The sequence below is a fragment of the Microcoleus sp. OTE_8_concoct_300 genome, from assembly GCF_031383065.1.
Lineage (GTDB): Bacteria > Cyanobacteriota > Cyanobacteriia > Cyanobacteriales > Microcoleaceae > Microcoleus.
Genome location: NZ_JANMZH010000172.1, coordinates 1 through 25,021, shown reverse-complemented (window position 1 = coordinate 25,021; position 25,021 = coordinate 1). Strand labels below are relative to the sequence as shown.

Sequence of the window (25,021 nt, the reverse complement as noted above, 5' to 3'; positions counted from 1 at the left end):
GGCTCGGACGAGAGGCAAGTGTAGTAGCGGTTGCAACCGCCGAAGGATAAAGGAAGTAGCTTTCCCCGGATTTAGCCTGGTAACTACAGACTCATGAAATCGTTAGCGTCAAGAGTACCCGCCACTACACCGTTCAATGTTGCCAGCAATTTATTGGTGTCCGTCACGCTAATCAAAGTTTCATTGTTGCTCAAACTAATAGTAAGTTGATCGAAACTCAAATCGGAATTTAACCCAATTAAGTCCTCGCCTTTGCGGAAATCAGTAATAATGTCGCTACCCAAACTTTGATTTAGGAAAAATACATCACTTCCCGAACCGCCGCTCAAAGTATCGTCCCCAACATCGCCGCTAAGGAAATCGTCCCCAGCACCGCCGCTGAGAATATCATTGCCTTTGCCCCCGTACATGGTATCGTTACCGATGTCGCCACAGATCGCATCGTTTTCATTGTCGCCAAACAGCAAATCGTTGCCATCACCGCCATCGAGACTGTCGTTTTCTTTGCCGCCGTAAAGCGTGTCATTTCCTCCTAAGCTAAAAATCAGGTCTGCACCTTCATTGCCAAAAGCAATATCGTTGCCGTTTCCAGCATTAATTGTGTCATTTCCTAAGTTCCCTAAAATGTAGTCCTGGCCATCTTCACCGAGCAAGATATCGTCATCTTGGGCGCCAAAAATGCTGTCGTTGCCACCGCCGCCGACAACAATATCATTGCCGATATCTCCCCTCAAAAAGTCGTCACCATCGCCACCAACAACAGTGTCATTATCCTTCCCAGCGTAGATGGTATCGTTGCCAGGGTCGCCTTGAATGAAATCGGTGCCTTCATTGCCAAAGATTGAATCGTTATCGGCACCGCCATCAATATTGTCATTGCCCCCCATACCGTAGAGAGTGTCATTCCCAGCGTGCGCGTTAATTGACTGATTTTGGTTGCTGCTGATGATGAAATCATCAGTTTCACCGCCGTTGATAGTTTGCTCGACGGGGTTGGGAGTAATGGTGGCAGAGTTGAATTCCGGGGCACTTACTCGATCGAATAGGCAATCATCTGCGCCCGGTTTAGGTGGCGTTGGTGTAGGTGCAGGTGTAGGCGGCGTTGGTGCAGGTGTAGGCGGCGTTGGTCTAGGTGTAGGCGGCGTTGGTGTAGGTGGAGGCGGCGTTGGTGTAGGTGTAGGTGTAGGCGGCGTTGGTGTAGGTGTAGGTGTAGGCGGCGTTGGTGTAGGTGTAGGTGTAGGCGGCGTTGGTGCAGGTGTAGGCGTTGGTGTCGGAGTGGGAGTCGGTGTCGGAGTATTGGTGAATTCAAAAGCGCCGATATCAACGATCGCACTTCCGTTACCATCACCATCTTGAGGGCGACTCACACCGCGCTGATCTGCAGCCGGCGCCCCCGCACCAGTACCGGTATCAATTGCCGGACTTCCTGCTAGCAGCGGCAGCACAAAAGCACCGTTAATCTTTTCCAAAAGACCGAGTTTCGCATCGACGATCTTCACATTTGCCGTAACATTATTGTCGTTAAGGTCCCCCGTCGTGAGTTTAACGGGAAATTGTAGATTATTTCCCCCGTCAATTAGTTCCCGTCCAGTTTGCTGCCTAACCTTAAAAGGATTACCCGCCGTATTGCTATCAAAAATCGAATTCTTTACAGTAATTTCTTGTTTTCCAGGATTGTTAAAGGTAGCAATAGCTCCCGAATAGTCCCCAGCGCTATTCTTAGCAAAAGTCGAATTGACGATGTTAGTCGAAAAGGAATCTTTGTTACCGACAACCATTGCCCCGCCCTGCTTAGCAGCACTGTTGCCGAAAAAGGTACTGTTAATAACGCTGATTTCTCCCTCTTCTCCTAACCACAAACCGCCACCGCTATCCTCAGCTTTATTATTAGCAAATGTGCAGTTGATTACTGTCAAATCGACATTTCCGTGACGGACTGCCCCTCCAGAACCTCCGCTACCTGATGAAGTCTTGACAGCTTGGTTATTAATAAAAGTGCTGCTTTCCAAAACGAATTTATCTTGGAAGTAACCAAACAAAAAGGCTGCTCCTCCTTCTGCTGTCCCGATATTGCCATCAAAAACGCTGTTGCGGATAGCAATATTTCCGGCAACAGAACCAGGGGTTGCATTGGGCCCCGAAGCATTAGCGCCATCGACGTAAACTGCGCCGCCAACGCCTTTATTTGTGCGGTTGCCGGTGAATTTAGAGTTTTCGATCGTCATGCTGCCCAACAGGTTATTAACAGCTCCGCCGAAGCTACCTTTGTTGTCGGTAAATTCGCTATCTCTGATAGTCAGAGAACCACCGCTTTTAGTTGCGATCGCGCCACCACCGCGTTCGCTATTGCTAGCCAAAGAACCGTCATTGCCGCTAAACTTGCTATTAATTACAGTCGTCGTGCTGCGGAAACCCGTGTAAATGCCGCCGCCGAAACCGGCAACATTATTGTTGACTTGACAACTGTCTAAAGTTAAAGTGCTGTTACCTCCGGTTTTAATGCCGCCGCCGCTGCTAGTTGCCTCATTATTCGGATCGGTTCCAGAAACTAGGCCGTTGGCAACAATCAGGTTTTTTAGAGTAACATTGGTTGAACCTTCAGTGAGGATCACCCGCGAAGTGTTGTTGCCACTGATGGTTAAATTGCTAGCACCAGTTGCATCAATTGTCAAGTTTTTATTTATGACAAGTTGACCGTTCGAGAGAGTAATTGTTTGGCTGGCAAGACTGGAGGCAAATTGAATGATATCGCCGGCTGCTGCGGAGGCGATCGCATCTCTCAAGGAACCGGGCCCGCTATCATTATTGTTGGTAACGGTAACAGTCCCTAAAGTCCCTCGGTAATCCGCTATTGCCTGTGGATTAAGAGCTAAGGGCGCTTCAATATCCCCTTTGGCAAACTCCAAATTCCAGTTACCACCGCGGCCCGTGCGATCTGTAGAGGCTGCAATATCAGCCCCCGTTAACTCGCCCAGGCGATCGACAAAATCACTACCCGAACCCGCAGTAACATCGCAACCGTAAAGCACGATATCAGCTTTTTCGCTGAGTGCATTTCGCCACCCTTGCAACAGATTTTCATATTGCGACAAATTATCCGAATTCAACATCGCAGAACCAAGCTGCAAGCTGCCAGAACTGCCGTGAGAAAAAATGTGAACTTGGTCTACAGTTCCTCCAGCAGCAGCGATTGTTTGCAGTTTTGCAGTAATTTGCTTGACTCCGTTGCCATTTTTATTTAATATGATTGTCTCGGTACCGGGAAGCACGCCGCCTGCAAGAATTTGATACTCATCTAAGTCTGAGCCAATGAAGACAATAGATTTAGGAAGAGAATTGCGGATAACAGATTGTGAATCTATACTGGCAAAAATTGAACTCATTATGCATCACCATGAGAATCTTTAACATTTGCTGTAGAATCACCTTGAAAGCAGAAGGTTAGAGATGCGGTCGGCAGCAAGCAGAATCAAGACCTCAGTGATAAACCTGAGGAAATCCAATTAAGGAGAAAAGTTTCTTGTTCTGCATTATTGAAATCGGGTACTTGTATGCGGAGGCAGGTTTTGATCTGTTGCGACTGCGAGTTTGATAGCGATTAACGGCAGAGGATGTAATGTAAACAGTCTTGAACGCAGAAACTCTATATTGCAAGCTTGGAATGCGCACCTTACCGATATAAGTAGCGCATCAAAACAAATTTATTGCTCAGAGCAAATTAATAAAAGATATCGGAGCCTCCGAATTTCTAATAATTACTCGAGCTAGGGCTTTATACATTCGCTTTACCTAAAACCCGGAAATCTAGAGCAAAGCTTGGTTAATTTTCAGGGTGGGGTGACAACCCAGCCAGAACCCAGATAGCGTCAGGTGTTGACCTACTTGTGGTAAAAAAAGATAGGAGTAATGAAAGTTACGTTACCAACGACCTATCAAAAAATATGCTACGGCTATTTTATCAAACGCATCTCCAACAACACTTAACTCGTGCTCAGTTTTTAGTATTAGGCATCTTCCTCAATCTCCTGCAATCGTCCAAGCAAGTGAAGTTGGAGCTATTAGCCTCTGCGTTTCCCTACCCCATTACCACGCCCCTTTCGGCGTCGGAAATTACAGAGGTTCTTGAATTTGCCTCAACTAACAATCAGTCAGATTTGGTATCTCTTCATCACTTATTAGTTAACTACCTATTGCCAAGTGGGTCAGACTTTATCAATTACGATCGATCGCACCTGGCGGGAGTTATATCAATATACTCTTGGTTTGCCTGGTGTGGGAGAAGAGAGCTATCCCTTTATTCTGGTCACTGTTACCTAAGCTAGGCAGTAGCAATGTAGCTGAGCAAAGGGATGCGATCGCAAAAATTTTACCGCTATTGAAAGATTATAAAGTAGTAGTTATATCGTTTCCGGTTGGAGGCGAATGATAAAGTCAATAATTCCAGATTTCCCAACGGACTACTCCCCATCATGTATGAGTGCAACCGGAATTGATATTATAGGAAACCGCTAATTTTTCTCAGCCGAGCTGGCTAACTGGCGAGCGGGAGGAGCCTTTACATTTTTGTTTGAGACTGAAATGCTCGCTTGTGTATCGAAACCGAACCTCAGATAGGGGAAGCGTTGAAGGAGGTAGGATTGGTTCCCGGAATCTCTCTCTATTTCTATTTAGTCAAAGTCCGAAAAACTCTACCGATAGGGGGATTTGATCTAGCTTGTAAATGGAAAAGGAAATATTGAGGGGTATCGGTTAAGGATGGTTGGTTTATTCTGACAAATTTAGGCTCTAAGAGAGTGCGATAGTCCCCTATCAGAAGCGCATGGGAATTGAAGAAATGTTCCGAGATTATAAAAGTGGAGGCTATCATTTAGAGGGAACAGGCTTAAAAAATCAGCGAGTGATATCATATCCGGTCGAGGGACCGCGATTTTTGTAGAGGCTCCCCTCACCCACAATACCTGCCAATAATTGACCGAAAGCATCCAGGATACAAGCCCCCGGATTCATCCGTCCAGAAATAAAAAACCTGTATCCGAGAAACTTGCCCCCCGAATTTATCCGTAGGGTCAATGCTTCAATTCTTTAATCTAAAATCTCAAATCTAAAATCGATTGACCATCTCAAAAACCCGCCCCGACCGGGATATTATGGTTAATCGATACGACATGATATGAGCGCCTTAATTTTATTAATAGCACTTGCCTATAGTAGTGCTTTCATACAAGGGACAACTCTCTTGCATGACTTCGGTCACAGAGTATATTGTTCGTCATAAGGAGTCCAAAAGAAAGTATCCAAGACAGAGTAGCTTCATTGGTAACAAGTTAGAAGGGAGTAGATTTTGTCAATACCCATTTGTGTAGAAATATTAGACAACAATAATAATGATAATCAAAAAAGGGTAAGGGTGGGAGAGTCCGCCGAAGGCGGACTCTCCCACCGACAGCGATTATCATTATTAATAAATTGTTCGCTCGCTCGCGAGTTGCGGGCGATAATAGTTGCAGGCGATCGATAACAGTGGCAGGCGATCGATAATAGTCGCGGGCGATCGATAACAGTGGCGGGCGATCGATAATAGTTGCAGGCGATCGATAATAGTTACACCACAGCCGTGCACTTTAGAGCGTTGGGCCCAGCACGATCGATTGCGAGCGTTGGTACGATCGAACGATATAATTGACAAATAATTGAGCGATTGTGTAGGTCAGTAAATATGGTTAAGAGTCAAAAAACCAACCGTGACCACGCCAAAAAAATAACTTGCACCGATGGTGGAAGACTCCTGAGATTGCCTCGCAACTATCGGCATTATTAACACCAGCCATCACCGAACAAGAAAATTACTACGCTCGAAGCATTGTTTTGTAAGCTCAAAAGCCCTTAAGATATACCCCGCATGGCAGTTAGCAGGAAAAATGGCAACAGTCATAGATTTAATGACTAGGCTAAGAGTCGAGACGCAGGTTTCTGGAAAACCCGAGAGCTTCTGATGTTAAGCTTGAAGAAATGATTTACCGGGGTCTTTACCATTTTTATTTAGCCCACCAACAACGCACCGGCAACTGACCCGCGAGAGTATTTCGCTGCGGAGCGAAAATCGAGATTTAGGTATTGTTAAATCGAACGCGAAAACCCAATGTTAAGTTAATTGTTGCACCCTTAGACGATCGACAGCGACTAGGCGACCGTCAATTTTTCGCAAGATACTTCCTTCTGAAACCCCCTTGACAACTGCCATACAGGCTTAACTTGTTACCAATGATTCCATCTCGTCTATGATTCCCGCTACTATTCCTAAATGGTCTAGATTTAGGACTTTTATGGCATCTTGAGGCTCATTCATGGTTTTTCTCTCTGGCTCTCCAGCTTGATTATTATACATTAAAAAAGCTCCCAATGATTGCCTAGAAATCATTTGGAGCTTTTTTGTTGATAAATTCACTTCACATTAAATCTGCTTTAATATCTGCAGAATGTGGGTTTAAAGCCAAAAGCGATCGCACCCACCCACAAACAATCGCTTGCAAGCTAAGCAGGAACCCAACGGAAGATAGTTCCATTCCCCAGATTGACGCCGTACATATTGCCATCGGGGCCTTTTTCCATATCGACTACATTGGGTAGTCCAGAGTCAAACACCCGAGTTCCGGTTATATTGCGATTTTGATCGAGGGTAGCTTCATAAATATTACCTTCCCCAACATCGCCATAAATCAGCCGATTGTTGTCATAAAAATCACCCATGATGATGGCGATCCCTCCATTAGCATGGGTACGAGCATAAATCGGAGCCGTTACTGATTGACCGCTGGCATAAAATGCCTGAGCTTCTGGTAAATTAGCGTATCCAGTCGATTGTTGCAGGCTGGCACCATTTCCCCCCTCATAATAAGGCCAACCAAAATTTACTCCTTGACCTCGATTAATTTCTTCCCAGGTATTCCAACCTACATCACCAATTACTGGCAATCCAGTTACGGGATCGAAGGTGAAACGGAATGGATTTCGCACACCATAATCGAACACTTTGTCGCGATTGTTATCTGCACCATCGCTGCCATTAAAGAATGGATTATCGGATAATCCTGCACCTGTAATTGGATCGATTCTGAGGATTTTTCCGGAAAGATTGTTTAAATCTTGAACGCGCACAGTACGCGGATCGGCAAAATTGTAGGAAGTGCCATCGCCATTGCTGACGTACAAAGCACCATCGCTACCAAAGTGAACTGCACCGATGCTGTGGGATTCGCTATCGGTTGCTAAATAGTCGCGAATGTTGTTAGTTAGATTGCCGTTAGCGTCGCGTTCTAGCAGCGTTTGTGGAGCGACAATTGTCGTGCTATTGTTAATTCCTGAAGGCGAAATTGATGAATTATTGGTGCTATTGCCATCCGGACGACTCGTATATTGCCAAGTGCTATTTTTACCCAGCAAAACCACTTCGCTTCCGGGGACGGCTGTAATATTACCTGTCCCATCGGTTGTCGCGGTAACGCGAAGCAATTGCGATGGGCGATTCCCGGCTCCATCTCGATCGTCTAAAGTTGTACCTGGGTTAATATTATTGGCTGCTTCTGGCGGATCGTAGGTATAGAGGAGATAAACGTAGGGATTGGTGGCAAAGTTAGGATGAATTGCCATCCCCAACAAACCGCGATCTCGCGTATTATTAACCTGGTTGGAAATATTAATAAACGGCGTTGCTTGCAATGTCCCATTTCTGAATACGCGAACGACGCCATCTTTCTGCGCGATCAACATGTTGTTACCATCCGGCGTCCAATCTACTACCGTAGGTTGGTTAAGTCCAGATACCACATTTTGGCGAGTAAAACTGGGATCGTTATCTACAATAGTTAGCGTCGCCGTATTTGGAGAACCAATTGTTGTCCATTTACCGGGGTTGCTGAGTGCGATGTTGAGCGTTTCGCTCGATTCGATTAGGGTGTCATTGATAATTGGGATGGAAATTGTCTTGGTAGTTTCTCCTGACGCAAAACTGAGGGCTCCTGAAGTTGCTGTGTAGTCTGAGGATGCGATCGCAGTACCGTTGCTAGTGCCATAATTTACCGTTGCTGGTTTGCCCAGATTACCTGCACGTTGAACGGTAATTGAAGCATTCCCGCCATTTTCAGTCACGCTATAACTGGACTGAAGAAAGCTAACCGTAGACGGGCTATCATCATCAACGATCGTGACTGTAGCTGTTCTGGGAGTACCAACTTCACCAACTCCATTCGTTCCTAACAACCCTATAGTAAATGTCTCATCGGGTTCAAATACATCATCGTTAATCAAATTAATCTCAATTGTTTTGCTGGTTTCTCCATCTAAAAACGTCACACTTCCATTCGGAATATCCACATAGTCCGATCCAGCTAAAGCCGTTTGATCCTCAACACTATAATCAACCGTTACGGAACCGCTACTTCCACCCGTTCTCACCACCGTCAGCGTTACTTTACCCGCTTCTTCACTTACAGGAGGCGGAGTAGAAGTTGCCAAAGCGATCGTACCCTGATTCGGTGGAATCGTACTAAACAGCTTCGACTGGGGAATAATTTGCTTGCTTTGGCTAGGACTTGCCCAGGAAAGATTTACCATCGCATCTGCGTTCTTTTCTTCATACTCTAAACGCACATCATATCGTTGACCAGCATTGAGGCTAATTGTCCCGCTAGCTTCTTGCCCTCTTCTTGTGGCATTGATTATTTGCTGCCCATTAATCCACAGCTTCGCTGTATCATCAGGAGTGCTAAAAAAAGTGTAGTTTTCCGTATAATCAGGGAGAACTTGACCCGTCCAACGAATTGAAAAAGTATCTTTGGCAATTGAACTAGCAGGCGATCCTTTGCCCCAGTTAAAGTTAACTGTTGGATCGGTGCGGGTAAACCTCGAATTGGTAAAATTATTGTTATCAAAATACTCACCCCGCAATCCGTCGCCCACATTCAAAAGTCCTGCGTAAGACTGTAAAACTTGAGGTTGAAACGCAGAAGCTGATTTAATCGGTCCAGTCTTAACTTCCAGATCCCAGTCACCGCCTAACGTGGCGCTACCCGTCAGATCGGATGAAGCCGCAATGTCAGTCCCCGTTAAATCGCTCAAATCTTGGATAAACTGCTTACCCTCTTCTCCAGCAGCGACATTACATCCATAAAGCAGAACCTCGGCCCTGGGAGTCAAATAATTCGCCCAACTTTGCAACTCTTCACTGTAGCCGTCGAGGGTATTAGAGCTAACTTCTGCGTTTCCTAAGTACAATTTTCCCGCTTGTCCATGGGAGACAATATGCACGCTGGAAATGTTGTTCCGCTGAGACAATACCTCGCTAATTTGCTCGATTCCATCCTTTGATGGATCGAGAACGATCGCTTCTGCATCTGCCAACACCCCTGCTGCAAGTGTTTGATAATCCTCTACCCCTGGATCGATAAAAACAATAGCGCCTGTAGAGTTTGCAGGCAATAGCTGTTGCCTTCGGTTGTTCTCAAAACGGGAGTCCATGCTGAAATTTACAAACATTTACTTAATCCTTTTTATAGAATGATAACTGCAATTCCTATATTACTGCTAAATAGTGCGTCAAATTAGCTTTAGCAGCAATTCTTCACTTAGTTACAGCGTTTTTCCTACTTTTCCTACTTTTTTATGTCAGGACTTACGCAAAAAAAACCGGTTTCTACGAAAAATCGTGGGTTTGGAGGAGCGAGATTGACGCAGAAACCGGGTTTTTGGTTTCGCGTGCGTAAGTCCTTTATGTGTTAAATATCAGTAAGTTTTCATTAATAAACTTAATATGTACCATAGGACTTAGGCTTGGGCGACCTAGAAACCATTGGTAACAAGTTAAGCCTGTATGGCAGTTGTCAAGGGGGTTTGAGAAGATATCTCAAAGAAATATCGATCGGAGCCTCGCTGTCGATCGGGGAAAGGTGCAACAATTAACTTAACATTGGGCTTTCGTTGAGATTTAACAATACTTAAATCCCGATTTTCTATTCAAGGCGAAATACTCTCTCGGGTCAGTTGCCGGTGCGTTGTTGGCGGGCTACATAAAAATGGTAAAGACCCCGGTAAATCATTTCTAATGAAATCGAATCTATTCGTAAAGAGAGTTGATCGGCAACGGCATCACCTAAATCGACCAAGATTGCATAAAATATCCAAGTTCCCCCAATTTGAAGCTGAATGCCATTGAGAGAACCCGTCCACAAATAACTTAATCCCAACAGCCTTTTTATGGTATTGAAACCTTCTTCAATCCTCCAGCGTCTGCGATATAAATCTGCCACAAGGTAGGGTGGTAAAACTTGAGGTTCAAGTACGCTTCTTAAATAAGAATGCCAGGTTTTACCCGAACGAACTTCAATCAGACGTAAGGTAATAAATGGAGTCTTTGCAGTTCCCGAACCCAAGCGTACCAGACTATCTTTCAGGTCGTAACTTTTGGTAAATACTTGCTTTACTTGAATGGCTGCTCCTTTTTTTAAACGAGTAATTAAGTAAATATCTCCTTCTATTAATTTGAGCCAAAAGCTAAAATGATAAAATCCTCTATCCAGTAAGAGTAAGGTTTTATTTGGCACTAATTGCAGGATGTTTTCTTCAAGCTTAACATCAGAAGCTCTGGGGTTTTCCAGAAACCAAATATCAACAGGGAGCCGAGTCATTAAATCTATGACTGTTGCCATTTTTCCTGCTAACTGCCCTTTTGGTATATCTTCTAGGCTTTTGAGCTTGCAAAATAATGCTTCGAGCGTTGAACTATCTACTATCCAAATTCTCGAAAATTTGGTTAAGGCAAATTGAATGCTTTCTGGTAAAGGTCGTTGGTTTCTCTGGTACCAAACAGTTCAAAAATTTGGTAATAAATTTTTGAAGACTCCCTCAAATAAGGAGGCAGGAAAACTTAAAAATCTTTGAAACATGGCTTGTTGAGTAACTGTCGTGGGTCGGCACCACAAAAAGCCTTCTCTTGCTAACATTCTTGTGAGTTCTGTTACTCCGGCTACCTCTCGCCACAGCAAAGTTAATACTGCTGCTACCATCAAGGGTAGGTTAAGAATTCTCAGCGAATAAACCTAGTTGACGGTAGTAATTTTCTTGTGAGGTGATGGCTGGTGTTAATAGTGCTGATAGAGCAATCCTAAATGATTTTCTAGATGTAGAGCAATCCTAAATGATTTTCTGTGTGTAAGTATATTGACGTATTTTGGGGAAATCAAATTTATGTTCGTTAGTAAAAAACTCAAACAGAAATTTGACAATCTTAAAAGACCTACATAAATACCAATACTTTCTTAAAAAGTTTTTAGCTTGTAACCAAATATCTTCAACGGGGTTCTGTTGGGGAGCATTGGGAGCAAATAAAATACAAGTAATTGACCAATTAGCAGGTTCTTTGGCACCATTTAGTTCTAATAAAAAGTCTCTAAATTCTCCATATTTATGATAACTAGCTCCATCCCAAATCAAGATAATGTTTCTATTTTTATATTTATCTTGTAAGTATTTTATGAATTTAACTGTTGATTTTCCATCACCAGATGGATGGCTCTGAACATGGAATTCTTTGCTTTGATAATTGAGTGCGCCAAAATAAGTTTGTCTATCTTTTTCATTGGTAATTGGGACTTCTATTCTATTTTTGGATTGACCCCAAACATAACCAGTCAAATCACCATGAAGTAGATGACATTTATCTAAAAACAATACTATTATTTCCCCAGACTCTATACCAGCATTGTTTTTAAATAAAATATCGTTAATTTCTCCCGTCTTTTTTTTTACCAGTTCTTTATCAAATTTAGGATTGGTTTTTTGAGTTTTTTTCCAACTAATTTTCGCCCGGTCGAAAAGTTCATAGTAACTCTGTTTTGATTTATATATTACACCAAATTCTTGCTCTAAATAAGTAACTAGCTCATCTAAATTCCAATATTCTTTATTTTTTAACCACTCGATTACTTCAGTATTTTGTAGAGCTGTTAAATACCCTTTTGACCCTTTATGTCCTAGTTTGATTCCGGCGAGGCCTTTGGTTTTAAATTGTTTTTTCCAATAACCAATAAAAAAATTACTTACACGCCATATCTTGCTGATCTCATGGTAGATATTACCTGAGAGCGCCATCCTTACAGCTATTGCTCGTTTTAGTTCTCTGGCATCTATATCGCTTTTAATGAAAGATTCTCAACAATCTATTTCTTTTTGCCTATCTTTTTGTTGCAGTTGTAAGTTATTCATTTTTTTATCACGATCGAGTATTGCATATAATTGTATCACAATCATGATAATGATTTAGGATTGCTATAGTTGCGAGGCAATCGCATCGTCTTCCACCATCGGTCTTGTGGTTTTTTTGGCGTGGTCACGGTTGGTTTTTTGACTCTTAACCATATTTACTGACCTACACAATCGCCCAATTATTTGTCAATTATATCCTTCGATAGTACCAACGCTCGCAATCGATCCTCCTCGCCCCGACGCTCGAAAGTACACTTGTGGTGCAATTATTATCGATCGCCCGTCATTATTTATCGATCGCCCGTCATTATTTATTGATCGCCCGCCATTATTATCGATCGCAGTGCCACGCCAATCGAGCCAACAACTTATTAATAATGATAATCGCGCTAGGCGTGGGAGAGTCTGCCACAGGCAGACTCTCCCACCCTTACCCCTCGTTTGATTATCATTATTATCCAATTATATTTATGCACAAAGGGGTATTGACAGAATCTACTCCTTTCTAACTTGTTACCAATGGAGTAGCTTTGGGACTGGTCTAGATAGCCAATAATGGCTAACATACGTGGACAAATAAGCCGGATAGATTAAGCGAGTTAATGACATTAACCCCCAATAAACGCTACTTTTATCAACGGGGGAGCAGGGCTGTAAGTCATACTCAATCTAGCTCTTAGCCCTCTTCGTCGCCCCCCCAGGTTAATTTTACCTGTTTGCCCGATCGCAAAAACTTCCAAAAACTCCGAAATTTAGTTTTTGAGAAAGCTTGCTTTATCCGGGCGGTACCCGTTGTGCACCCTACGAGATGTTCCCCCTCTGCTAAGGTGCGGAGTGCATCGCCCTACCAGAAGCAGTTAGATTGTTACATCAGTGAAATCGCTAGCGGTGAGAATATCGGGCGTAACACCGTTAAGCTTCGCTAACAATTGACCCGTATCACTTACAATAATCAAAGTCTGATTGTTCCTCGCACTAATACTAAGTTGATCGAAACTCAAATTGGAAGTTAACCCAATTAAGTCCTCGCCTTTGCGGAAATCAGTAATAATGTCGCTACCCCAACCCCAACTTGGATTTAGCACAAATAAATCACTTCCCGAACCGCCGGTCAAAATATCGTCCCCACGATCGCCGCTGAGGAAATCGTCCCCAGCACCGCCGCTGAGGAAATCCATACCATTACCACCGTAAAGGGTATCGTTATCGGTGTCGCCGCACAGCACATCGTCTTCCTTGCCCCCTAACAGCAAGTCGTTGCCCTCACCGCCATCGAGACTGTCGTTTATTTTGCCGCCGTAAAGCGTGTCATCTCCGAATAAGCCAAAAATCAGGTCTGCACCTTCATTGCCAAAGGCAATATCGTTGCCGTCTCCAGCATTAATGGTGTCATTTTCTCCGTTGCCTAAAATGTAGTCCTCGCCATCTTCACCGAGCAAGATATCGTCATCTTTGCCGCCAAAAATGCTATCGTTGCCAGCGCCGCCGGCAACAATATCATTGCCCCTATCTCCCCTCAAAAAGTCGTCGCCCTCTCCGCCAAGAACAGTGTCATTATCTTTGCCGCCAAAAATGCTGTCGTTGCCCGCGTCGCCTTCGAGGAAATCGCTGCCTTGATTGCCGAAGAGCAAGTCGTTATCTGCACCGCCTTGGAGGTTGTCATTGCCGCCCCTACCGAAAAGAACATCGTTGCCGGCAAGTCCGTTAATCGACTCGTTGATGCCGCGGCCCGTGATGAAATCGTCATCGTCATCGCCGTTGAGAGTTTGTTCGACGGGGTTGGGGGTGATAGCAGCAGAGTCGAGATCCGGGCGATTGACATCATCGAACACGCAATCATCCGAGGCCGGTGTCTCCGTTGGTGGATCAATTGCTGCTGGTATCTGAGGCTCCGTTGGTGGATCAATCGATCCTGGTATCTGAGGATCCGTTGGTTGATCAATCGATCCTGGTATCTCAGGATCCGTTGGTGGAATCGGTGCTGGTATCTCAGTATCCGTTGGAGTCTCAATTGGTGCTGGTGTCTCAGTATCCGTTGGAGTCTCAATTGGTGCTGGTGTATCAGTATCCGTTGGAGTGTCAATTGTTGCTGGTGTCTCAGTATCCGTTGGAGTCTCAATTGGTGCTGGTGTATCAGTATCCGTTGGAGTCTCAATTGGTGCTGGTGTCTCAGTCTCCGTTGGAGTCTCAATTGGTGCAGGTGTCTCAGTCTCCGTTGGAGTCTCAATTGGTGCAGGTGTCTCAGGAGCCGTTGGTGGAATCGGTGCAGGTGTCTCAGGAGCCGTTGGTGGAATCGGTGCTGGTGTCTCAGGAGCCGTTGGTGGAATCGGTTCTGGTGTCTGAGAATCCGTTGGTGGAATCGGTTCTGGTGTCTGAGGCTCCAAAGGCTCGCTGCCGCCTCTGCCACTTCCGTTATTACCAGCACTCGCACCACTACCCATCGCAATTGCCGGACTTCCCGGTAGCGGGGGCCTGACTAAAACGCCGTTGATGTTTTGCAAAGGGCCGAGTAAGGGATCTGTGATACTAATATTTGCCGTCGCATTACTATCCCTACCCTGCTGCGTCAGTTTAGCGGGAAATTGAAGATTGTTTCCCCCATCGATGAACTCCCATCCCGTTTGCTGCCTAGTTTTATGAGGATTATTTGCCGTATTCCTATCAAAAATCGAATTTGTGACAGTAATTGGCGAGTTCACAGGATCTTTAAAAACACCAATACCTCCCGAATATGCCTCAGCGTTATTATTAGCAAAAGTGGTATTAACGATGTTAGTCGAAAAGGAATCTCTTCTATCGACAAGAATTCCTCCACCAACATAACCAGACTTGTTGTCGGAAAATGTACTGTTAAAAATGTTAACATTTCCCCTTTCTCCCAACCACATACCGCCACCGTTATCAGCGGCTGTGTTGTTGGCAAAGGTGGAATTTATCACGGTCAAATCGGCATTGCCCTGGCGGACGGCGCCTCCGGAACCTCCACTTCCTCGTTCATTTTTAACAGCTTTATTATTAATAAAAGTGCTATTTTCCAAAAGCATTTGATCTGGAGGATACCCAAATAAAAATGCCGCTCCTCCTTCTGACGCTGCGGTATTGCCATCAAAAAGGCTGTTGCGGATGATAATATTTCCGCCAACTGGACCAGGGGTTGCATTCGGGCCAGAAGCATTAGCACCATCAACGTAAACTGCCCCGCCAACGCCTTTGACTATCACGTTGCCGATGAATTTAGAGTCTTCGATCGTCATGCTGCCCAACAGGTTATTAACAGCTCCACCGAAGCTGCCTGTGTTGTTGGTAAATTCGCTACCTCTGATAGTCAGAGTACCCCCGCTTTTAGTGGCAATCGCGCCGCCACCGCGTTCGGTATTATCCGCTAGCGAACCGTCATTGCCGCTAAACTTGCTGTTAATTACAGTCGTCGTGCTGCGGAAACCCGTGTAAATGCCGCCACCAAAACCGGCAACATTATTATTGACTTGGCAATTTTCTAAAGTTAAATTGCTGCCACCTCCAGTTAGAATGCCACCACCAGCGCTAGTTGTCTCACTCTGATTGTCACTACCAACTCGGCCGTTAGCAACAATCAGGTTTTTTAGAGTAACATTTGTTGAACCTTCTATGCGGATCACCCGCGAACTATTGTTGCCGCTGATGGTGATTTTTCTATTACCTCCATCAATTGTCAAGTCTTTTCTAATGAGTAGTTGACCGTTCGAGAGAGTAATTTTTCGATTGCCAATACTGGAGGAAAAATTAATCGTATCGCCGGCCGCTGCGGAGGCGATCGCATCTCTCAAGGAACCGGGTCCGCTATCATAATTGTTGGTAACGGTAATAGTCTTTAAAGTCCCTCCGTAATCCGCCATTGCTTTTGGAGTTAAGGCTAGCGGTGCTTCAATATCCCCTGTGGCAAACTCCAAATTCCAGTTACCACCGTAGCCCGTGCGATCTGTAGATGCTGCAATATCAGCCCCGGTTAACTCGCCCAGGCGATCGACAAAATCGATCCCCGAACCCGCAGCAACATCGCAACCGTAAAGCACAATATCTGCTTGGTCGCTCAGCGCATTTCGCCACCCTTGCAACAGGCTTTCATATTCCGGCAAATTATCCGAATTCAACGTCACAGAACCAAGCTGCAAGCTGCCTGAATTACCGTGAGAAAAAATGTGAACTTGGTCTACAGTTCCCCCCGCAGCAGCAATTGTTTGCAGTTGCGTAGTAATTTGCTCGACTCCATTGCCATTTTTATCTAAAATGATGACCTCTGCACCGGGAAGCACTCCACCCGCCAGAGTTTGATAGTCATCTAAGCCAGAGTCAATGAAGACAATAGATTTAGAAGGAGAATTGCCGACAACAGATTGTTCATCTATGTTAGAGACCCAAGTAGAGTTCATTTTGCATACCAATGAGAATGTTTACTATTTGCTGGTAGCTCCACCTTGAAAGCAGAAGGCACCAGAGGCAGAAGGCAGAAGGCAGGATTAAAACCTCAATGATAAATCAGGGCGATTAAAATTTAGGGAAAAACTTTATTTTTCTCCCTGAAGGATGACATCCGAGACTTGTATCCATAATCACGTTTTGCTGTGTAAGGATAAGCATTGCGAGTTTTCTAGTAGCAATTAACCGCAGAGGATGTAATGTAAATAGTCCAGGACGCAGAACCTTTATCTTGCAGGTTTGCAATGCGCACCTTACCGATATAAGTAGCGAATTAAACCCTTTTTTAGCCTGAGTCATGGTAAATCCAAAAAAGATATCTGCGGTTCCGAATTCTTGAGAATTGCTCTAGCTAGTACATCCTACATTCGCCTTTCCAAAAGCCAGGTAATCCGGATCACAGCTTAGTGCTTAGTTAAAGCGCATTAAACCATTTTTTAACCTGAGTCCAGGTAAACTCAAAAAAGATATCTGCGGTTCCGAATTCCTGAGAATTGGTCTAGCTAGTACATCATACATTCGCCTTTCCAACAGCTAGGTAATCCGGATCACAGTTTGGTGCTTTATTAATCGGAACTTACCCCCTGCTGCCCAGGTTCCGTGGAGAGCTATCGCCCACGAGCTATAGGTTTCCCCAATTTGAGAGTACGGCAGCGGTAGTTATGTAAATTAAGATTTTCTCGAGATTGTTGGGTAGGAAAGTGTCAGACAATTGTAGTCATGCACAGGGAAAAAGTCCCCAATCACAATTCCCCACCCGCCTTCCTCTTGCGTCAGTCCTATCGAGACGATGGCAAAGTACGCAAGTGCACCCTAGCTAACCTCTCCAAATTGCCGGATGATGCCATCGAAGGACTGAGAGTTTTGCTAATAAGGCGGCGCTGCTATTTCTAACTTAGAATCTGCTTTTGAGATCCACATTTCCTACCTCACTGTCACGTCGCCTCCGTGTTACGCACACTCAAAAATATCGAACCCGAATCAGTAATTACCGATCGAGCAAGTCGCCAACGAGAGTTAGTCACCGCGATGTGGGGTGGCTCAAATTACCCACCCCGCTTCCAAAGCCAGCTACGGCTGAGGACTATCGACAGATAGTAAGGATTCAGGTCATGTGAAAAGCAGTAAAACCTATACGGTGTAACCATTTGATCGAATAATCATCAAATATCCATTCTTATTAAGAAACCCTGAAAGCTTTTATTTTCGTACCTATTGAGAATCAAGCTGTTGATTTAGCGAAGGCTTTAATTCTAGAAGTCCTTCTGTGACAACGTTTCAGATACCTGAATCCTTACTGTGGGATGGGCGTCTCGCCCGTCTATAAGGGACGGGCGAGACGCCCATCCCACAGGCTTATGCAAATTATTTAATTCACGATCCTTAGCATACCACAACTGTGCAACAGATGATTGTCCCCGTCTAATTGCAGACGAGAGTACCGCCTGCAATTAGACGGGGACAAAGACTCATATTTTATTGCGAAACTCCTGTATTGCAATAGCGAAGTTGGTAGACTTTAATGGGTTTTGTATCCGCCTGATAAGTTGGTGATAGGCGATATCATTATTCACAACCATGTAATTCACACTACCCCGCACTTAGGAGCAGCTCTTTGGTAGTTTGTAGTTAAGCCCAAACCAATCGATTATCCTCGAATGGGACTGGGAACTAACCTATTACAGTTTGCTATAAAGAAAGCTCGTCAACGGGGAATTAAGCGAATCTGCGGTTCTCTAACTCAAGAAGACATCAACAATAATTTCAACCTTATCAGATGGTGCAAAAAGTATGGATTGGAGATACTTCCGCCTTCACCGGAGAACATCGAAAATGCTGTTTTCGGAATTTCTCTGGATTTAAAAGAGAAATTAAATTAATTATGTCTTGCAATCGCCTAAGCTTGTTCTTGAGGGCGATCGCTGCTTTCGACCCGACCTGTAAGAATTTCCCATAGTTACTGCATTTTTTTCGGACTGGGAAAGTCTGACATGATAATGGTTTGCGCCGAAAATTTCCCCCGTTTGGGGGAAGTTTTGATTAAACACCAGAGCGATCGCTAGCTATATTTTTAGCTGAGAATAGTACAGCGATTGCTGTGCCAGTTACCTAAGTCCCGATCTTGCCTGAATGTGGTACACCTCCGAATCTTCGTTATCGCAAACAAACGGGTTTGAACACAGGGGCGGAATGTGGGCTAATTCCTCCGCCTGCACACGATCTATGCAAGCTTTCAATTTTTTAGCTAACACTTGTACGTGAGGTTCTTTTAACATATCTAGGTGGTTGCCTGGAACCTCATGTATCTCGACGCCTCCTAAAGCCAGAGCACTCCAGCCCAAATCGGAACATTGGTCATACCTTACGGCTTGGTCGGTAGTGCGGAAGAGGGTAACTTGACCTGGATAGACTTGTAGTGCATAATCACTAGCTAGCTTGTTGTTGGCTTCTACAATCAGTGAGTAATGGAGTGCATAAGGCATAGGAAGCTTAAACTTCAAGTAAAATTTTTCCGCCACCTTCAGGAAGAAGGGTTTAATCCATTTAAGATTTTGCTGGATTTTATACTTGACTTTGCTCCTTATGTAGGCAAGCTTTTCCTTCATTTCAAGTTGGGAAAGCTTCTTCAAATGTATCTGGAAGGTGTTAAAATCTATGCTTTTTAGAGAGAGTGCGGGACAGCGTGTGTCAAATAAAACCAGCAGAGCTACCTTCTGACCTTGCGTAACTAGCTGTTGGGCCATTTCATAGGCTACTATGCCACCAAAAGAGAAACCAGCCAGAAAATAAGGTCCCTCCGGTTGGAGAATTCGCATTTCTTTGATGTAGTGAGCTGCCAGCTCTTCAACCCTCCAAGTGTTGAGAGCTTGTTTTCTGTCTTTAGTTTGTGTTGCTAGCCAATAATCCAGCCCATAAATCGGTTGGTCTGAACCCAGATGACGTGCAATATTGCGGTAATGCTCTTGACCTTTGCCAAGAGAGTGGATACCGAAAAAAGGTGGTTGGGAACCGCTTGGTTGAATTGGCACTAAGGAAAACCAAGGAGATGACCATGCTGACTGGTGAAGAATCTTAGCCAGTTGCTCAATGGTTGGTGATTGGAAGAGGGTAGCCAAAGGGAGATTTTTCCCGAAGGTTTTCTCGATTTGTGCCAATAGGCGCACGGCTAGTAGAGAGTGTCCCCCCAACTCAAAGAAGTTGTCGTGAATACCCACCGAGTCAAGCCTAAGAACTTCCCTCCAGATGCCAGCCAGCACTTCCTCAAAAGGGGTAAGAGGCGGCGCAAAATTTTCTTCCACTGACCTTGTCCCGTCAGGCATTGGCAGAGCGCGACGATCCACCTTATCGTTGGGCGTCAGCGGCAGCGCTTCCAGTCGCACAAATGCAGAAGGTACCATGTGGTCGGGCAGTTTCTCCTTTAGGTAGTGACGTAGTTCACTGGTAGAGAGGACTTGCTCGTGGCTCGGAACCACATAGGCGACTAGGCGGTGGTCATGAAGGTCGTACTCTAGGCCTATAACTACGGCATCCTGGACAGCCCGGTGTTGCCTCAGCATTGCCTCAATCTCGCCCAGCTCGATGCGAAAGCCACGAATTTTAACTTGGTGATCGATGCGGCCTAAATATTCGATATTGCCATCAGGTAGGTAGCGGGCTAAGTCGCCAGTTTTATAAAGACGAGAACCCGAGTCGTTACTAAAGGGATTGAGGATAAAGCGTTCGGCAGTTAGTTCGGGCCGGTTGAGGTAGCCCCGTGTTACACCAACACCGCCAATGTATAACTCTCCGGGAACACCGATCGGGACAAGCTGTTTTTGGGCATCTAGAATATAGACCTGGGTGTTGGGAAGGGGCCGACCGATGGGCGGTGCCTCTTTACTATCGGTACATTCGACGATGGTGGTACAGACAGTGCATTCCGTCGGCCCATAACCGTTAAAGAACTGACGACCTGATGACCATTTAGCTACGAGCTCGCGGGAGCAGGCTTCTCCGGCGGCTATTACTGTCCGCAACGCTGGTAGTTCATTTGCGGGCAGTACCGCTAGCACTGATGGTAGTAACGCAACAGTCGTGATCCGAAAGTCACGTAATAGCTGAATTAAATTTGCTCCAGGTAGCAGAGAGTCCCGGGTTCCCATTACCATGGTCGCTCCCGACAGCAAGGCCATGACAAGCTCTGTCACTGAACCATCAAAGCTCAAAGAGCAAAACTGGAGGACACGACTTTTCGGTTGCACATTGGAGCTCCGGATCAGTGCTGTAGCCAGGTTGCTTACCCCTGAGTGGGCAACTAGAACACCCTTGGGCTTCCCTGTAGACCCCGAAGTGTAAATCACATAGGCCAGGTTCTCAGGGGTGAAGCTGCATTCAGGGTTCTCCTTACTCTGTCGCTCAATGATTTCCCAGTCTGTGTCTAGGCAAACGATAGATCCTTGATGTTTGGGAAGAGATTCGACCAACCGCGCCTGAGTCAGCAGCACTCCTACTTGGGCATCTTCTAGCATGAAAGCCAAACGTTCTGGGGGATAAGCCGGGTCTAGGGGTACATAAGCCCCACCAGCTTTGAGAATGCCCAGCAGGCCTACTACCATTTCTAGCGATCGCTCTACACAAATCCCCACTAAAACTTCTGGTCTCACGCCCAGAGTTCTCAAGTGATGTGCCAGACAGTTCGCCCGTTGGTTAAGCTCTCGGTAGGTCAACTGTTTATCTTCAAAAAGCACCGCTTCTGCATCAGGCGATCGCTCCACCTGTTCTTCAAACAACTGGTGGATACACTTATCGAAGGGATACTCTACTTTGGTATCATTCCACTCCACCAGCAACTGGCTTCGTTCTCCTTGGGTCAACAATGGCAATGATGAAACACGCTCTTCTGGATTAGTTAGGATGCTTTTGAGCAAAGTTTGATAAGAGCTTGCCATTCGATGCACAGTGGAAATATCAAACAGGTCAGTGTTGTATTGCCAGCAAAGCTGAAAAGAACTACCAGCTTCAATGATCGCCAAATTCAGATCCAATGCTGCTCCCCGCTGATGTCCCTCTATAAGGTATGGCGACATCGCTAGAAGCGTTTTTTCCTGTTTAAGAGGTGATTTTTGGGCTTGGTCGTACCAGCGATGCTTTTGCGAAGTTAAAGAAACTTGGAACAGAGGGTGGCAGCTAAGATATCGGTTAGGCGAAAGCTCTTTTACTAATAGGGGAAAGGGATAATCTTGATGCTCACTAGCTTCAGAAACCGTGCGACTTACTTGGGCGAGAAATTCTTTGAATGTGGGATTTCCTGCCAGATTTGCACGGCATACCACTGGGGAAGTGAAGAAACCAACAATTCCTTGAAATTCCTCTCGACCCCACCGACCCGCCATCGGACTGCCTACCGGGATGTCTTCTTGACCTGTGTAACGATAAAGCAGTACGAAAAAAGCAGCGAGGAGAATTCTATAAAGGCTTGTTCCTTCAGTTTCTGACAACTGTCTGAGTTCTTGGAGCAGTTCTTTATCTAACTCAATGATATGGTTCGCCCCACAATAAGTCTGCTCTCTTGGTCGCGGTTTATCGATCGGCAGATTTAAAAGCGGCAACTCACCTGCTAATTGTTTCTGCCAGTATGCCGCGAGTTGCTCGCCCTTAGAACTTGCCAACATCTCGGTCTGCCAACGCACATAATCTCTGTATGGTAGATTAGGAAGCGCTCGGATATTATTATCTCTTTGGGAATTTGAAATGTCAGAATTTTCAACAATATGTATTGAAGAAGGAGGCAATGTTTTTACTTCGGCGGCATACAAAACCCTGAGTTCCGATAGCAGGATGTCAAAAGACCACATATCCCCAGCAATGTGGTGCATAGCGAGCAATTGGATGTGTTCTACCGCTGACCGTGTAAACAGATGTACCCGCAGCACTGGACCCGTTTCCAAGTTGTAGGGACACTCAGCTTCTGCCAGAATTTGCTTCTTCAAGTAGTCATCGCTCCAAGAAGAAGCATCTGTTACCTTAACATCAACTTCTTGGTATAGATGAACGACTTGAACAGGTTGACCATCGCGCTTAGTATAGGTAGTTCTCAGCGCTTGATGACGTTCTACAATACGAAGCCATGCTCGGTGCCATGCGCCCAAGTCTAACGAGGAGCTTATCCGCACTGTCGTATAGATATTGTAAGCGACGCTCTGGGGTGCCATCTGGTAAAGAAACCATATCGCTTGTTGACCGTGCGAGAGGGGAAATGATGGACTGTCCCCTGTAAGTTGTGGCTGCTTTTCGAGAGAAGAATTACCCTGCATTGTTAATTTATCCTCTACAAGAGTAAATTTATGAATATAGCAAGATTGAGTTAGGTCTTTCGATAAGGGAACGTATTCACACGCTTTCAAGACATTACCTTATTCGTAGTCTTTGCAAGCCAAAAGCTTCATTCAGAGGAGATGACGCCGAAAATCTCATGATCCCGCTCTAAAAGAAGTTCAGCACATTGGATAGGTAAAGTTCCTTCTCCAATAAGAAAGCAACTAAATTGATTCTGAGGATACATATTTTTATTGCTTATAGTTTGAGCAAATCAATTCAATAATGTTTGCCACAGGGTGTTTCCACTACGAAAGAAAATCACTTCATTCCGTATTAAGGAGGACGCGAGAGAGTAAGTAAAGATAGCGAACCCGGCCAAGAGAATTAAAAAAATTTTCTCCCACTATTTGACACCTATCTACAACTCCCGCCACTTCCGAAACCTGATTCGCACCGACAACAACATCTTCCCTATCGACCAAAATGGCTTGCATCTTGGGATTGGGTTTAAGAATAACCGCCGTTAGGGTGCCAATGTTTCCTCCCACATCCACAATTGTCTTAACTTTGGAAAAATCCTCAGCTTCAAAAAGCGGAATCATCCACTCCCTTGTCTTCTCCTTTCTCCACTCAGTGAAATTTACTGCCGCCTCAGCATTCTGCTTAAAGTAGCTATAGAAAATCATCTTGAAAGTATTGTAAAAGAGGTTTTCTCCTGTCTTTACGCCAGAGAGTAAATTACCCCATGCCTGATACCTTTCAGCACCATTTGCGAGAATTTACTTCGTAAATAATCAGAAGTACCAGTTAGCAATAATTTCCTCATGTAATTTTCTTGGAAGTGCGATTCGTTTAATCTAGCAGAGTTTTTTTTGGATACCCTTCACCCCTCACCCCTCATTTGTCTTACCCTTGAAGGCAATTACCCCTGAATAAAATTACCCCTGCAGGGTATTACCCCTGCAGGGTATTACCCCTTAGCTAACCTCTCAAGGCGATAGATTATTCAGAATAATCACATAGTTGTCAAGATGTACTACAACTTTTACAACTCAGAATTTTGTAGTTTAATTTACATTAAATTCAGTTTTGACTAATGAACTAAAATGCGTAATTTCGGTGGGTTTTAAGGGGGGTTAAGGGTTAAAAAGCGTAAGTTCCGAAAGAGCAAGGGTCAGCGATCCGGCTCGAGGCGATCTCGCCTGCTCTTACTTCAAAGCGGTGGTTAATATCGATGAGCTAAATTATCCGGTGTGACCCCTATCTCAGAGTTTTCCTGTGTGAAGCGATCGAATGTTTATGGATTCCCATCCAAACAGATGAGATGCGCTTGGTGTTCGGGAAGAGACTCGACTAAATGCTGTTGTGTAAATTCCTGGGAGCGAAAAAAAGCTAAATCAATCTCACTTTTGCACAGTTCCCTGCTTGAGAGGAATCTCAATCACGAACTCTGCTCCCTGTCCAGGCTCGGAAATACAAGTCAGCCTACCATGATGTTTTTCTACTACAATCTGGTAGCTAATAGCCAACCCCACACCCGTGTCCGAGCCGACAGGTTTTGTAGTAAATAAAGGCTCCAAAACATTCTAATTTATACCATTTTTTCCAAAAAATTCTACAATAATTAGACAGTTTAAGGATGGTTATATGAAAGTAAACTACCAAAAAATAATTGAGGCAACAGCTAGAGAGTTAAAAATAATTCTGTCCGAGCAGCGAACTATAACTCGCTCGACCAAAAATTCAAACACTTTATTTGTTGAAATCAGGATTTAGCCTCTTCGTTACAGATGTAGCTGAATGTTGAGGAGTACATAGAGTTACCGTACAAAGATGGTAAAAACAATATAGCCATCCTCAATCATTTGTAAATTTCTAGGACTTACGCATTGACAAAATAACCAAACAGTGAATTGATAAATATAGGTCGTCTACTTTCTAGGTATCGGACAATGAGAAAAATAACTAAACCCTCTACGGCACAATGCAATATAGACCTTTACACCTTATTTTT

General features: G+C 44.7%; 10 protein-coding genes and 3 pseudogenes. 3 read left to right on the top strand and 10 right to left on the bottom strand.

Annotation, left to right across the window (positions count from 1 at the left end):
• Positions 1-83: 83 nt before the first annotated feature.
• Together ACUVJL_RS08160 and ACUVJL_RS08155 are read right to left on the bottom strand one after the other, a co-directional pair.
• Positions 84-3,383, bottom strand: coding sequence for a DUF4347 domain-containing protein (locus ACUVJL_RS08160; RefSeq protein WP_445245381.1), 3,300 nt, complete (start codon positions 3,381-3,383; stop codon positions 84-86).
• Positions 3,384-5,458: 2,075 nt separating this feature from the next.
• A complete protein-coding gene (locus ACUVJL_RS08155; RefSeq protein WP_445245380.1) occupies positions 5,459-5,686 on the bottom strand; it encodes a hypothetical protein in 228 nt (75 codons plus the stop codon).
• 320 nt (positions 5,687-6,006) lie between these two features.
• On the opposite strand from ACUVJL_RS08155, the pseudogene ACUVJL_RS08150 reads away from it, so the two are divergent.
• Positions 6,007-6,251 (top strand): annotated as a pseudogene (locus ACUVJL_RS08150) (IS4 family transposase); the annotation flags it as partial.
• On the opposite strand, the gene ACUVJL_RS08145 reads toward ACUVJL_RS08150, so the two are convergent.
• The 4 genes and pseudogenes from ACUVJL_RS08145 to ACUVJL_RS08130 all read right to left on the bottom strand — a co-directional run bounded on the left by ACUVJL_RS08145 (position 6,248) and on the right by ACUVJL_RS08130 (position 12,153).
• A complete protein-coding gene (locus tag ACUVJL_RS08145) occupies positions 6,248-6,445 on the bottom strand; it encodes a hypothetical protein (RefSeq protein WP_445245383.1) in 198 nt (65 codons plus the stop codon). The pseudogene ACUVJL_RS08150 and the gene ACUVJL_RS08145 sit on opposite strands and share 4 nt — an antisense overlap.
• An 86-nt stretch (positions 6,446-6,531) precedes the next feature.
• Positions 6,532-9,513: a DUF4347 domain-containing protein gene (locus ACUVJL_RS08140; RefSeq protein ID WP_445245379.1), complete on the bottom strand. Its 2,982-nt coding sequence runs from the start codon at positions 9,511-9,513 to the stop codon at positions 6,532-6,534.
• 342 nt (positions 9,514-9,855) lie between these two features.
• Positions 9,856-11,154 (bottom strand): annotated as a pseudogene (locus ACUVJL_RS08135) (IS4 family transposase).
• Between the two features lie 30 nt (positions 11,155-11,184).
• Entirely contained in the window at positions 11,185-12,153 is a 969-nt protein-coding gene (locus ACUVJL_RS08130) for an IS630 family transposase (RefSeq protein WP_445245382.1), read from the bottom strand.
• A 359-nt stretch (positions 12,154-12,512) separates the two neighbouring features.
• Between ACUVJL_RS08130 and ACUVJL_RS08125 the strand changes: the two genes are divergently transcribed.
• The gene (locus ACUVJL_RS08125) at positions 12,513-12,764 is read left to right on the top strand and encodes a hypothetical protein (RefSeq protein ID WP_445245378.1); all 252 of its coding nucleotides are present in this window, start codon (positions 12,513-12,515) and stop codon (positions 12,762-12,764) included.
• Positions 12,765-13,112: 348 nt separating this feature from the next.
• On the opposite strand, the gene ACUVJL_RS08120 is transcribed toward ACUVJL_RS08125, so the two are convergent.
• Positions 13,113-16,664, bottom strand: a complete 3,552-nt coding sequence (locus ACUVJL_RS08120) for a DUF4347 domain-containing protein (protein WP_445245377.1) — start codon at positions 16,662-16,664, stop codon at positions 13,113-13,115.
• 1,704 nt (positions 16,665-18,368) lie between these two features.
• On the opposite strand from ACUVJL_RS08120, the gene ACUVJL_RS08115 reads away from it, so the two are divergent.
• A complete protein-coding gene (locus tag ACUVJL_RS08115) occupies positions 18,369-18,590 on the top strand; it encodes a hypothetical protein (RefSeq protein WP_445245376.1) in 222 nt (73 codons plus the stop codon).
• A 225-nt stretch (positions 18,591-18,815) separates the two neighbouring features.
• Here ACUVJL_RS08115 and ACUVJL_RS08110 read toward each other — a convergent pair whose 3' ends face one another.
• The 3 genes and pseudogenes from ACUVJL_RS08110 to ACUVJL_RS08100 form a co-directional block, all read right to left on the bottom strand.
• Positions 18,816-23,093, bottom strand: coding sequence for a non-ribosomal peptide synthetase (locus tag ACUVJL_RS08110; RefSeq protein WP_445245375.1), 4,278 nt, complete (start codon positions 23,091-23,093; stop codon positions 18,816-18,818).
• A gap of 237 nt (positions 23,094-23,330) precedes the next feature.
• On the bottom strand, positions 23,331-23,693 hold the full coding sequence (locus ACUVJL_RS08105) for a methyltransferase (RefSeq protein ID WP_445245374.1): 363 nt from the start codon (positions 23,691-23,693) through the stop codon (positions 23,331-23,333).
• Between the two features lie 717 nt (positions 23,694-24,410).
• Positions 24,411-24,590 (bottom strand): annotated as a pseudogene (locus ACUVJL_RS08100) (ATP-binding protein); the annotation flags it as partial.
• Between the last annotated feature and the right edge of the window lie 431 nt (positions 24,591-25,021).